The sequence below is a fragment of the Pseudoalteromonas sp. SG43-1 genome (assembly GCF_014164415.1).
Classification (GTDB): Bacteria; Pseudomonadota; Gammaproteobacteria; order Enterobacterales; family Alteromonadaceae; genus Pseudoalteromonas; species Pseudoalteromonas distincta.
In genome coordinates, this window is the sequence record NZ_JACJFD010000010.1 from 68,591 (window position 1) to 81,793 (window position 13,203).

14 protein-coding genes are annotated in these 13,203 nt (G+C 39.7%); 10 read left to right on the forward strand and 4 right to left on the reverse strand.

The features are described 5' to 3' along the window. Positions 1–81 precede the first annotated feature (81 nt). From H5159_RS09400 to csrA, 5 genes are all read left to right on the forward strand, one after another. Positions 82–870 carry a BPSS1780 family membrane protein gene (locus tag H5159_RS09400; RefSeq protein WP_024595741.1) on the forward strand — a complete coding sequence of 263 codons (789 nt, stop codon included), beginning with the start codon at positions 82–84 and terminating at the stop codon, positions 868–870. Next, positions 870–1,322: a regulatory protein RecX gene (locus tag H5159_RS09405; protein WP_002961933.1), complete on the forward strand. Its 453-nt coding sequence runs from the start codon at positions 870–872 to the stop codon at positions 1,320–1,322. Before H5159_RS09400 ends, H5159_RS09405 begins: the two co-directional genes overlap by 1 nt. Positions 1,323–1,341: 19 nt before the next feature. Then, entirely contained in the window at positions 1,342–3,942 is a 2,601-nt protein-coding gene (alaS, locus tag H5159_RS09410) for an alanine--tRNA ligase (protein WP_182780198.1), read from the forward strand. A 6-nt stretch (positions 3,943–3,948) separates the two neighbouring features. Then, a complete protein-coding gene (locus H5159_RS09415) occupies positions 3,949–5,166 on the forward strand; it encodes an aspartate kinase (protein ID WP_024597680.1) in 1,218 nt (405 codons plus the stop codon). Between the two features lie 91 nt (positions 5,167–5,257). Next, positions 5,258–5,449: a carbon storage regulator CsrA gene (gene csrA, locus H5159_RS09420; protein ID WP_004587515.1), complete on the forward strand. Its 192-nt coding sequence runs from the start codon at positions 5,258–5,260 to the stop codon at positions 5,447–5,449. Between the two features lie 50 nt (positions 5,450–5,499). Here the strand turns inward: csrA and H5159_RS09425 are convergent, their stop codons facing one another. The 3 genes from H5159_RS09425 to H5159_RS09435 form a co-directional block, all read right to left on the reverse strand. Further along, complete coding sequence (locus tag H5159_RS09425) at positions 5,500–5,967, reverse strand: YcxB family protein (protein WP_165744115.1); 468 nt, start codon at positions 5,965–5,967, stop codon at positions 5,500–5,502. Between the two features lie 133 nt (positions 5,968–6,100). Next, positions 6,101–6,292 (reverse strand): hypothetical protein, encoded by a 192-nt coding sequence (locus tag H5159_RS09430; protein WP_002961938.1) that lies wholly within the window; start codon positions 6,290–6,292, stop codon positions 6,101–6,103. A 58-nt stretch (positions 6,293–6,350) separates the two neighbouring features. Next, complete coding sequence (locus tag H5159_RS09435; RefSeq protein WP_002961939.1) at positions 6,351–6,524, reverse strand: DUF1328 domain-containing protein; 174 nt, start codon at positions 6,522–6,524, stop codon at positions 6,351–6,353. A 519-nt stretch (positions 6,525–7,043) separates the two neighbouring features. Between H5159_RS09435 and H5159_RS09440 the strand changes: the two genes are divergently transcribed. The 5 genes from H5159_RS09440 (at position 7,044) to H5159_RS09460 (ending at position 11,531) form a co-directional block, all read left to right on the forward strand. Next, on the forward strand, positions 7,044–7,289 hold the full coding sequence (locus tag H5159_RS09440; RefSeq protein WP_002961940.1) for an OadG family protein: 246 nt from the start codon (positions 7,044–7,046) through the stop codon (positions 7,287–7,289). Between the two features lie 11 nt (positions 7,290–7,300). After that, positions 7,301–9,082, forward strand: coding sequence for a sodium-extruding oxaloacetate decarboxylase subunit alpha (gene oadA, locus H5159_RS09445; protein ID WP_149603191.1), 1,782 nt, complete (start codon positions 7,301–7,303; stop codon positions 9,080–9,082). Positions 9,083–9,095: 13 nt separating this feature from the next. Continuing rightward, a complete protein-coding gene (locus H5159_RS09450) occupies positions 9,096–10,226 on the forward strand; it encodes a sodium ion-translocating decarboxylase subunit beta (RefSeq protein WP_002961942.1) in 1,131 nt (376 codons plus the stop codon). A gap of 143 nt (positions 10,227–10,369) precedes the next feature. Further along, positions 10,370–11,341, forward strand: a complete 972-nt coding sequence (locus H5159_RS09455) for an aldo/keto reductase family oxidoreductase (RefSeq protein WP_024597683.1) — start codon at positions 10,370–10,372, stop codon at positions 11,339–11,341. Positions 11,342–11,354: 13 nt separating this feature from the next. Beyond that, a complete protein-coding gene (locus H5159_RS09460; protein WP_170072950.1) occupies positions 11,355–11,531 on the forward strand; it encodes a hypothetical protein in 177 nt (58 codons plus the stop codon). 74 nt (positions 11,532–11,605) lie between these two features. Here the strand turns inward: H5159_RS09460 and H5159_RS09465 are convergent, their stop codons facing one another. After that, on the reverse strand, positions 11,606–12,919 hold the full coding sequence (locus H5159_RS09465) for a peptidoglycan DD-metalloendopeptidase family protein (RefSeq protein WP_182711831.1): 1,314 nt from the start codon (positions 12,917–12,919) through the stop codon (positions 11,606–11,608). Between the last annotated feature and the right edge of the window lie 284 nt (positions 12,920–13,203).

The following is a 13,203-nucleotide window of genomic DNA, read 5'->3' on the forward strand; positions in this document are numbered from 1 at the left end:
TCATTTAATTACGTTTCGTCTATTAATCCCCCCTCACGCCAAGTTATACTTGGCGTGTTTCGTTTTAAATTAAGAGCAAGTATGTCTACACAATTACGAATTTTTAAAGCCGATGCAGGGCTAAAGTGGTTAAAAGCCGGATGGCTTATTTTTAAAACCCAGCCAGCAACCTTTATTTTTATGCATTTATTTATTGGCATTGTAGGGCTGCTGTCTTTATTTTTACCGCTGCTGCAAGTAGTAGCAGCACTCGCTACGCCATTTTTAACCGCAGGGTTTTACCAAGCGGTGCTTAGTAAGCAACAGGGCGGAAAAATTATGCTAGCCGATATTCTCAAGCCATTTACGGCTAAAGGAAATCGTTTAGGGTTATTACGCTTAGCACTTTATCAAATGGGTGCGGGTATTTTAATGGCGTTACTTGCTAATGGCTTATTTGCCGATGCAGTGGCTGTTATGAGCCAACCAGGACTTGATCCAAACGTGGCGCTAGAACAAATGCTTGAGAGTATTTCGGGCGCGAATGTAATTTTATTTTTTATGGCAATGCTAATTTATTTAACGGCATTTGCGTACGCTGTGCCACTTGTTTATTTTAGTAAAGAAACACGCATTTTAACGGCGCTTAAAAAATCGTTAATGGTATTTTATCATAACATTTTGCCACTTGGCGTTTTTGGCCTTATTTGCGCATTATTTATGGCGCTTTCGATGTTCTTATCGTTCTTACCACTGTTGATTTTAATGCCGATTTGCTACATTAGCTTTTTTGTATCTTATCAAGCCATTTTTATGCCTGTTGTACCATTAAGTGACGACATTAATGTTAAGCCACTTAGCAGTGAAACAAGCGGACGTTTTGACGCTTAATGGATGATAAATTAAAGCAAAAACTAAAAAACTATGTACTTTGGTTACTAGGGCGCCAAGAATATTCGCGTCGTGAGTTAACGCTCAAATTACAGCAAAAAGAAGCGACAGAAGAGTTTATTGAAACGCTGCTTGATTGGTGCGAAAAGCACAATTTTATTAACGAGCAGCGATACTGTGAAGGCTTTGTAAGAAAACACATATTTAAATGCCACGGGCTTAAGCGAATACAAAGCGAAGCTATGGGCAAAGGGATTGATCGTTCGCTACTTGAAATGGTAGTTGAAGAGCTTGAAATAGATTGGTTTGAGCTTGCGCAGGATGCGTACAATAAAAAATATTCGAATACACCGCCAGATCTCGATTACAAAGATAAAGCTAAGCGCGTGCGCTACTTAATGTATCGGGGTTTTAGCTACGATGAAATTAATTTTGCAATGCAAGCACAGTAAATACAGGTGAGACTTTCAAATGCAGCACATGACTACCGCACAAATTAGGCAACAGTTTTTAGACTTTTTTGCCAGCAAGCAACATCAAATAGTACCTTCTAGCTCGCTTATACCGGGTAACGATGCCACGTTGTTATTTAATAATGCCGGCATGGTGCAATTTAAAGATGTATTTTTAGGCGCAGAAAGCCGCCCTTATACACGTGCGACAAGCTCGCAGCGTTGTGTACGTGCTGGCGGTAAGCATAACGATTTAGAAAACGTAGGCTACACTGCTCGCCACCATACATTTTTTGAAATGTTAGGTAACTTCAGCTTTGGCGATTACTTTAAGCAAGACGCGATTAAGTTTGCGTGGGAGTTTTTAACTGAGGTTGTTAAATTACCTCAAGAAAAACTGCTTGTTACTATTTATCACGATGATGAAGAAGCGTTTGAGTATTGGTCAAAAGATATTGGCTTAAGTGAAGATCGTATTATTCGTATTGCGACCTCTGACAACTTTTGGTCTATGGGCGATACTGGTCCATGTGGTCCGTGTTCTGAAATATTTTATGACCACGGCGAGCATATTTGGGGCGGACCTCCGGGCACTCCAGAGGAAGACGGCGACCGTTTCATCGAAATTTGGAACCTTGTATTTATGCAATACAACCGTCAAAGCGACGGTACTATGTTGCCTCTACCTAAGCAATCTGTTGATACAGGAATGGGCCTTGAGCGTATTTCTGCTATTTTGCAGGGTGTGCATTCAAACTACGAAATCGATTTATTCCAAGGCTTAATTGCCGCTGCTGCAAGTGTAACTAACGCGCAAGATATGGACGATAAGTCACTACGCGTAGTGGCGGATCATATTCGTTCGTGTGCGTTTTTAATCTCTGACGGTGTTATGCCATCTAACGAAGGTCGTGGTTATGTACTACGTCGTATTATTCGTCGTGCTGTGCGCCACGGTAATAAGCTAGGTGCACAAGGTTCGTTTTTCTATAAATTAGTTGCTGCGCTAATTGAGCAAATGGGTCAAGCGTACCCAGAGCTTGCTAAGCAACAAGAAATTATCGAAAAAGTATTACGCATTGAAGAAGAACAGTTTGGTAAAACACTTGAACGTGGCTTAGCTATTTTAGAAGAAAGCTTAAGTGACCTTAAAGGCGATATTATACCGGGCGACTTAGTATTTAAACTTTACGATACGTATGGTTTTCCAGCTGATTTAACGGCCGATGTTGCGCGTGAGCGCCAGATGACGATTGATCATCAGGGCTTTGAAGAATGCATGGCTGTACAACGTAAAACAGCGCAACAAGCGGGTAAGTTTGGTGCTGATTACAACGAGCAATTAAAATCAGAAAAGCTTACTGAGTTTAAAGGCTACGACAGCACACACCATAGCGCGACAGTGGTAGAAATTTTTGCTGGTGGCGAAGCTGTTCAGTTATTAGAAGATGGTCAACAAGGTATTGTAGTATTAGACCGCACACCGTTTTACGCTGAATCAGGCGGCCAAACGGGCGACACGGGTACTATTACAGTTGCTGGTGGCGAATTTAATGTTACTAATACCACTAAACTTGGTAATGCTTTTGCTCACCACGGTACTGTGCAAGGCCGCATTGGTGTTAACGATAAAGTGGATGCGACTATTGATGATGCACGCCGCGATAGCATTAAGAAAAACCACACAGCTACACATATTTTACACGAAGCACTACGTCAATTATTAGGCGACCATGTAGGCCAAAAAGGCTCACTTGTTCAGCCTGATCGTTTACGTTTTGACTTTTCGCACTTTGAAGCGGTTACTAAAGATGAGCTACGTGAAATTGAGCGTGTAGTTAATGACGAAATTCGTCGTAACTTTGCACTCAATACTGAGCTTATGGCTATTGATGATGCTAAAGCGAAAGGTGCTATGGCGTTGTTTGGCGAAAAGTACGATGACGAAGTACGCGTAGTTACTATTGGCGACTACTCTATTGAGCTTTGTGGTGGTACTCACGTTGAGCGCGCAGGCGATATTGGTTTATTTAAAATAGTGTCTGAAAGCGGTATTGCAGCAGGCGTTCGCCGTATTGAAGCGGTAACTGGTGCTGATGCAGTTGCTTATGTTAGCGAGCAAGAGCAACAATTACATGATGTAGCTGCTTTAGTTAAAGGCGATAGCGCATCGGTACTTGAAAAAGTAACTGCGTTGCTTGAAAAATCTAAAGGCCTTGAAAAGCAAATTGCACAGCTTAGCGATAAACTAGCAAGTGCAGCGGGTGCATCTTTACTTGATTCGATTGTTGAAATTAACGGCGTTAAGCTACTTGTAGCAAATGTTGAAGGTACTGAATCTAAAGCACTTCGCGGTATGGTTGATGACCTTAAAAACAAAATTGGCTCAGGTGTTATTGCTCTTGGTGTTGCCAGTGGCGACAAAGTAAGCCTAATTGCTGGTGTAACTAAAGACTTAACAGGCAAAGTAAAAGCCGGTGAGTTAGTTAACCACATGGCAGGCCAAGTAGGTGGTAAAGGTGGCGGCCGTCCAGATATGGCACAAGCTGGTGGTAGTGAGCCACAAAACCTTGCTGCTGCACTAGATAGCGTTACAGCTTGGTTAACTGAGCGTACTTAAGCCTAAGTGGCGCTTATTGTTCAAAAATTCGGTGGCACTTCGGTCGGCTCAATAGAGCGAATTGAAGCGGTCGCCGACCTTGTTGTAAAAACCAGACAACAAGGACATCAAGTGGTTGTGGTGCTCTCGGCTATGTCGGGAGAAACCAACCGCTTAATTAATCTCGCCAAACAAATTGATACTCGCCCGAGTAGCCGTGAACTAGATGTACTTATTAGTACCGGAGAGCAGGTTTCTGTATCACTACTTGCTATGGCTATTATAAAACGTGGTCACTCTGCTGTGAGCTTATTAGCCGATCAAGTCAATATTTTAACCGATAACATGTTTGGTAAAGCTCGTATTGCAGAGGTTGCTGCTACGCGTTTAAAGCATGAGCTTGAGCATAATCGTATTGCTATTATTGCTGGGTTTCAGGGGCGTGATGTTGAGGGCAACATTACAACGCTTGGGCGCGGCGGCACCGATACATCGGCTGTGGAAATAGCTGCGGCTATAAAAGCTGACGAATGCCAGATCTATACAGACGTTGACGGCGTATATACTACAGATCCTCGGGTTGAACCTAACGCGCGCAGAATGAGCCAAGTTACCTTTGCCGAAATGCTAGAACTGGCAAGTTTAGGGGCGAAAGTTTTGCATATTCGCTCAGTAGAAGCCGCAGGAAAACATAATGTGCCACTTAGGGTGCTTTCGAGCTTTAATCCCGATGAAGGTACATTAATAAGTTTTGAGGAGAACGATATGCCAAGCAAGGTTGTATCGGGGATTGCGTTTAATCGTGACGAATGTTTAATTAAGGTACAAGGTGTGCCAACGGGTACGCAATATCTTTCAAAAATATTGAAACTTTTTGCCGAAAATGGCATCGAAATAGATATGATTAATCAAGTTAATCATAACTTTGAAAAAATAGACTATGCTTTTACTGTGCACTCGAATGATTATCTGCAAGCACTTGAATTATTGAGTGAAGATCAAGCTCAGCTCAGTGCTCAAAATATAAGCGGATTGCAAGCAGTAGCTAAAGTTTCTGCTGTTGGCATGGGTATGAAATCACATTCTGGTGTCGCTAGTTTATTTTTTGATGCATTAGCACAGGAAAATATTAATGTGGTTTTAGTCTCGACTTCAGAGATTAAAATTTCAGTTTTAATAGATGAAAAGTACTTAGAGTTGGCTGTTCGTGCATTACACAAGGCATTTTTAACAGAAAATGGATAGATTGCGAGTTTTTACTTACTTTTCAGTCTAATTTTCATTAGTATGTTTAAGCGGAATCTTATAATTTTTATTGGAACATGGGAGCAAGAGAATGCTAATACTAACTCGTAGAGTAGGTGAAACCCTAATGATTGGTGACGAAGTAACAGTTACTGTTCTAGGTGTTAAAGGAAATCAAGTTCGAATCGGTGTTAATGCACCAAAAGACGTATCAGTGCATCGTGAAGAGATTTACATGCGCATACAAGCTGAAAAGTCGAACCCTAATCCGGGCAATGCTTAATCAACACGTATACGTAGTTGAGTAATTAACTCAACTAGACTAAAAGCCACTCACTGAGTGGCTTTTTTGTTTATAAAAGCGAGTGTTTCAGGACTAAGTATTTGTTTTGATATGTACTGCATGCCGCTTTTGTTTTTAATAATAATACCTTGTTGGGTGTCTATTACTTCGCTTATATTTTGCCATTCTAATTGATAGCTTTTGTAATGATTAGCAGATTTAATACCTTCTTCATCAAAGGTAAGTGTTACCTCAGAGCCTGATGCTCTGCTGAGCATTTGTCTGGTTACCCACCATGGTCTGCGATAGTAAAAAGCGACGCACTCGAGTACCGCTAACATGATCATAAACGATCCTAAGTAATGATCGTCTAAAACATAAATGCCAAATAAACCAAGCGCAACTAACAACACAAGTAAAAAGTATTTAGGTTTTGCACGCTTACTATAAGGGAGTGACTCATCAAAACACTCGTAAAAGTAGGGTTTATCTAATGTGTAGGTGGTTGTGAATGCCATTTTGCCTTGCTTTAAATATCGTTTTTTTTATTTTAACAAGCTAACTGCTAAATGAGCAGCTTTATAGTCAGTGATTTTATTACTGGCACAAAAAAACGGCTCGAAAGCCGTTTTTTTAGCGGTACAAGAAGAATTAACAGTTAGTTTCTTCAGCGTTCACGCCTTCTTTAACATTTTCACATGCATCTTCAACAGAGTTTTGCACATCAGTTACTGCTTCGTCGATACGTTCGCCAGCATCTTCTGCATGGTTGTCTTCACAACCCATCATGAAAAAACCTGCAAATACTGCGATTAGTGCTGCTTTTAAAGTTGTAGAGTTCATAGTGTAATTCCTTGTAAGTATTAATTAAATTTTAGTGTTTGTTAGTTGAATGCTTTATCTACCTGGGTGATTTACCACGTAGTGCACCTGAAACTAATGAAATCACTAAAAGTACTAAAAAGATAAAAAATATAATTTTTGCTATACCAGCTGCGGCACCTGCGATGCCACCAAAACCTAACACTGCAGCGATTAAAGCAATAACTAAAAATGTAATTGTCCAGCGTAACATTGTTTTCTCCTTGGTTATCAAATTTGCTCATAATAACTAATGCCAGTTATATGCCAAAGTTTATTTGGTATAAATATCAATTGGTTATGGTTTTTCGCTGTTGTTCTAGTTATTAGTTGGTTAGTAACTTTTACGCTTTGTTATGTAAGTTATTCACACTGTTGCAAATAACTGCTAAATGTTCACTAAATAAACTTATTTTGGTAAGACCAATTAACAATTGGTGTGTGGCTTTGCACTTTATATTAAGAATTAGTGTTTATTTTTACTTAGCTTGATAGTTAATTAACAAATTCCATATAACTATTAGCTATAGTCGTTATTTCTTGTATGTATTGTAGAGCGCGTGATTGCTGAGTTATAGCATGTAAATTAATTGAGTGTTATGTTGTTTATTGTTTAATTGGTTTTACCAATTTACAAGATGTAGACAAAGCGATTAGTTTTGTTATTATCCAGTGAATAAATATTTAATTAAATCGATTTTTTATTTTCGATATGGGTTTCAAGGGGAGAAAAATGGATATAGGTGCTCTACTCACAACGGCTGGTAACTTAATGCTTACTGGCATGGTTGGGGTGTTTGTATTTCTGTCGATATTAATTGGTGCAGTAACGCTTATGTCTAATTTGGTGACGCGCTTTAGCGAACCTGACGTGGCGACACCAGTTAAATCACCATCTTTTAAATCTCAAGGTGTGCCTAATGAGCACATCGCTGCTATTAGTGCTGCCATTGCTCAGTACAAATCAAATAATAAATAAGGGGCACACACATGGCTAAATTAAAACTAACAGAATTGGTATTACGCGATGCTCACCAATCATTATTAGCAACGCGTATGCGCCTAGACGATATGCTACCGATTGCTAGCAAATTAGACGATGCGGGTTATTGGTCTATTGAATCGTGGGGCGGTGCTACATTTGACTCGTGTATTCGTTATTTAGGCGAAGATCCTTGGGAGCGTATTCGTGCACTAAAAAAAGCGATGCCTAATACTAAACAGCAAATGCTATTACGCGGTCAAAACTTATTAGGTTACCGCCATTACGCTGATGACGTAGTTGAAAAATTTGTAGAACGTGCACATAAAAATGGCGTTGACGTATTTCGTATATTTGATGCAATGAACGATGTTCGCAATCTAGAAACAGCTATTAAAGCGGCTGTAAAAGTAGGCGCTCACGCTCAAGGTACTATTTCGTACACAGTTAGCCCAGTTCATACACTTGATATGTGGCTAACTCTTGCAAAGCAGCTTGAAGATATGGGTTGTCACTCAATTTGTATTAAAGATATGGCGGGTTTATTAAAGCCGTACGATGCTGAAAAACTAATTAAAGCACTTAAAGAAACTGTATCTATTCCAATTGCTATGCAGTGCCACGCTACAACAGGTTTAAGTACTGCTACTTACCAAAAAGCAATTGATGCTGGTATTGATATGCTCGATACCGCTATTTCATCAATGAGTATGACTTATGGACATTCCGCAACTGAAACTATTGTATCGATAGTTGAAGGGACTGAGCGTGATACTGAGCTTGATTTAAACCACCTAGAAGAAATTGCTGCTTACTTTAGAGATGTACGTAAAAAATATGCGGCATTTGAAGGTAGCTTAAAAGGGGTTGATGGGCGCATTTTATTAGCTCAAGTACCTGGTGGCATGCTTACAAACATGGAAAACCAACTTAAAGAGCAAGGCGCAGCCGATAAGCTTAATGAGGTTTTACTTGAGATCCCACGTGTACGTGAAGATCTTGGCTTTTTACCTTTAGTAACACCAACGTCGCAAATTGTTGGCACTCAAGCGGTACTTAATGTGCTAACGGGTGAGCGTTATAAAACAATTACTAAAGAAACTGCTGGCGTATTAAAAGGTGAATATGGCTTAACACCAGCACCAATGAATAAAGAGCTACAAGAGCGCGTGCTTGATGGAGCGGAAGTTATTACTTGTCGCCCTGCTGATAACATTGCACCTGAGCTTGCAACGCTTGAAGCTGAGTTATTAAAAGAAGCACAAGAGCAAGGTTTAACACTTGCTGATGATCAAATTGATGACGTATTAACTTATGCATTATTCCCACAAGTTGGTTTGAAGTTTATTAAAAACCGCAACAACCCAGATGCATTTGAGCCAGTACCTTCTGTTGAAGATAAAAGCAGTAAAGCACCTTCTAAATCAGTTTCAAATAATAACAAAGTGAAGGCTGAGCAATACAGCGTAAAAGTAGATGGTAAAGTTTATGACGTAGTCGTAGCGCAAGGTGGTGAACTTAAGGAAGTAACATTAAAAGACTCTGAGCACATTCCTCAATCTGCTTCGGTTGCATCAGGTGAAACACTTAACGCGCCTCTAGCCGGTAATATTTTTAAGATTAAGGTAAAAGCTGGGCAAGTTGTTAACGAAGGCGATGTAGTGATTATTATGGAAGCCATGAAAATGGAAACTGAAATACGCGCTACGCATACCGGAACAATTGCTGAAGTGTTAGTTAGTGAAGGCGATGCTGTAACTACCGGCGACGCTATGATTGCATTAGCTTAGGAGTAAATAGAGGATGGAAGGTATTTTAAACCTCTGGAATGCGACAGGCATTGCTAACTTTACAATCCCATCGTTAATAATGATTGCGGTAGGGTGTTTATTACTGTTTTTAGCGATAGCTAAAGGCTTTGAACCACTATTATTACTACCTATTGGTTTTGGTGCAATTTTAACAAATGTACCAGTGGCAGGTTTGTCAGACCCAGGTGGGCTTTTGTACTACGTTTATTATGTGGGTATTGATACGGGGATTTTTCCGCTGTTGATATTTATGGGAGTAGGGGCGCTGACCGACTTTAGCGCACTTATTGCAAACCCACGTATGTTGTTATTAGGTGCGGCTGCACAGTTTGGTATTTTTGCTACATTGTTTGGCGCTATATTACTTAACTATGTGCCAGGTTTTGAATTTACTCTACAGGACGCATCGGCTATTGCCATTATAGGTGGTGCCGATGGGCCAACAGCAATATTTTTAGCATCAAAACTGGCACCTGATTTACTAGGCGCAATAGCAGTAGCTGCGTATTCATATATGGCACTTGTGCCAATTATTCAGCCGCCAATTATGCGTGCACTAACAACCCCAGAAGAACGTAAAATAAAAATGCCAGAGCTTCGCAAAGTATCTAAAAAGGAAAAGATTATTTTTCCACTTATGGTGCTTAGTTTAACGGCTATGTTTTTACCGGCTGCTATACCGCTTGTAGGTATGTTTTGTTTAGGTAACTTAATGCGAGAGTCGGGTGTTGTTGATAGATTAAGTAACAGTGCTCAAAACGAAATCATCAATGTTACAACTATATTTTTAGGCTTAGCTGTTGGTTCAAAGCTTGCTGCAGATAAGTTTTTAACTGTTGAGACGATTGGTATTTTAGTGCTTGGCGCACTGGCTTTTGCAATTGGTACGGCATCTGGCGTATTTATGGCAAAAGGACTTAACCGAATATCTAAAACGCCTATAAATCCATTAATTGGGGCGGCAGGTGTATCGGCTGTGCCAATGGCTGCACGAGTGGTTAATAAAGTGGGCCTTGAAAGTAACCCACATAACTTTTTACTTATGCATGCAATGGGACCCAACGTAGCGGGTGTACTTGGTAGTGCAGTTGCTGCGGGTATTTTATTAGCACTTGTTGGCTAAAAATGTAATTTAAAATAGATTAACCATTAAGCGCAGTTTACTGCGCTTTTTTTTTGTTCTTAATTTGTTCACCGCTAAATGGTTTCTTGTTCAGCACTTTTTGTTTACAGTAACAGCTCTTCAACATTTTAAGGATAGTTATCATGCTTCACACGCCTTTAGCAAAGCACTTGCCTCACGTTAGTAAACTAGTATTTGGATGTATGGGTCTTGGCGGCGGTTGGAATAAAGACGCAATCACTGATGCACATGTTAAGCAAGCTCATGAGTGTATAGATAACGCCATTGAAGGCGGTATTAATTTTTTTGACCATGCTGATATTTATACTTTTGGTAAAGCAGAGCAGGTTTTTGGTAAAGCATTAAGTGAGCGGCCAGAGCTTAGAGAGCACATGTATATTCAATCTAAGTGTGGGATTCGATTTGAAGATGACTTAGGGCCAAAGCGCTATGATTTTTCCCCAAAGTGGATTGAGCAATCAGTTGAAGCATCATTAAAACGATTAAATACAGACTATTTAGACGTACTTATGCTGCATCGCCCTGATCCACTCATGGAAGTTAACGAAATTGCTCGTATATTTAGTTGCTTAAAAGAAAGCGGTAAAGTGCGCAATTTTGCAGTATCGAATATGCAGCAGCACCAAATGAACTTTTTACAGCACGCACTTGATATGCCGATTGTGGCTAACCAAATTGAGGCTAGTTTACAAAAACATCAGTTTGTTGATGAAGGTGTATATGCCGGTAACAGTGACGGTAAAGATCTTAATTTTACACCAGGTAGTATTGAGTACTGTCGCCATTTTGAAATTCAAATTCAAAGCTGGGGCAGTTTATGCCAAGGTTTATACAGTGGTAGTGATTTATCAAACGCATCTCAGGCAGATATAAACACCAGTCTTTTAGTTAATAAGCTGGCTGCACTTTATGAAACCTCTGCTGAGGCAATTGTACTTGCATGGTTGCTTCGCCATCCCGCATCTATTCAGCCAATTATTGGAACAACTAATGCTAAACGGATTAAAGCCTCTTGTGATGCTGTAAACGTAGAGCTAACTCGTGAGCATTGGTATGCACTTTATGTAAGCGCTAAAGGCCACGAATTACCATAAGTAGGGCGTTAATATGAACATATTCGTTATTTTAATTGGTTTGTTTGTTGCGCTGGCGATACTTATACCATTACTTGAAAAATATCAAAGTAAAATAGGGCTTGATGGCGCAACCAAATACAGTAAATATATTTGGCCGCTAGTGATGGTATCTTTAGTTATTCAGCTCATTTATGTATTAATGAATTGATGGTTTATAGCGTATACAAAAAAGCCTTTGCAGATTTAACCTGCAAAGGCTTTTTTAATGTTTATTAATAAGCTTTATTTTAGTGCTAACTGTAGCTCGCGATTGCGCTCAAGTTGGGCAATAAAGTTATCTGCAATCGGTTTAAACTTAGCAAGTTCTGAGCGAGGTAATGGCTCTGACTTAGGAAGCTTAACGGTTTTAGGATTACGATGAACGCCATTTACTAAAAACTCATAGTGTAAATGCGCCCCAGTAACACGACCAGTAGAACCTACAGTACCAATTTGTTGGCCCTGTTTAACTTTTTGGCCTGTTTTAACTAGTTTCTTATTTAGGTGTAAGTACTTAGTTACATATTGTGTGCCATGGCTGATAAATACGTAGTTACCGTTGTACTTGCTGTAACCCGCTTTAACTACCTTACCGTTACCTGATGCGACTACTGGTGTGCCAGTGCGTGCTGCAAAGTCGATACCACGGTGCGCTCTAACTTGCCCAGTAACAGGATGAAGTCGCTTAGGATTAAAGCTCGAACTAATATATTTAAAGCTTACAGGTGCACGTAAAAATGCTTTTTTCATGCTACGCCCTTCAGGCGTATAAAAATTGCCGTCGGTATGGCGAATAGCTGCAAAGCGCTGACCTTGGTTTACAAATTCAGCTGCAATAATTTTACCAGTACCAATAAACTCGCCATCAACATAGTGAGACTCGTAAATTAAGCCAAATACATCGCCTTTACGAATGTCGTTTGCAAAATCAACATCCCAACCAAATATGTCAGCAAAGTTCATTATTTGGCGTTCGCTTAAACCTGCTGCAATTGCTGAAGTCCAAAAATTGTTAGATATTTCGCCGCCAGCGGTTTTGGTTAGCGTTTCAATTTCTTTGCTATCAATAGCTGTATCGTAATTACCTTCTTCGTTTAAGGTAACAAATAAAGTATCGGTTTTTGAAATCACATAGCGCAGTTGAGCTAAGGAGCCATCTTCAGCTGTCGCAAAACTAAGTATTTCACCTGGGTGAATTTTAGTCAGCTTGCGAGTCTCAGCATTAGTGTTAATTAGTTTATGAAGCGTTTGAGCCGAAAAACCAGCACGCTTAAAGATAATTGCTAAATTGTCGCCATTTTTAACTTTATGATCGACAAAGTCGTATTCTGGTAACTTTTCTGCTGCTTGCTCTGAATTTAACTCAGTTAATTTTTCGTTGTTATCAACTTTAACTTGTAACTCATAGCGCTTACCAATTTCTAGTGCATTTGCACTATTGTCTTTGGATGCAGTGGCTTTTTCAGAAGGAAGAAAGGCTAAGCCAACAATAGCAGAAACCAAACCTAGAATAAGCAATTTGTGTTTTTTGGGGAGCGTGTGAACCACGTGAACCATAACGTGCCTTTTTCTGCTGTCAAGATAATAAATACATAATATTGCAGGATATACTTAATAATGTACGAATACTAGTGTTTTGTAGATTTAAACTGACCTTAAACTACGCTAAAATCGGGCTTAGAAAGCCTTTTTTAACGCTCTACCTAGCTAAGACTCAATTGATTTAGTTTAGTTGCATGAATCACTTAAAAAGTTGTTTTAATTAGGTAGAAATTTGTTATGTTAGCTACATCTATTTATTCGGTTTAAACCTTTATTAAACCGTGACTACGCAAGTAACT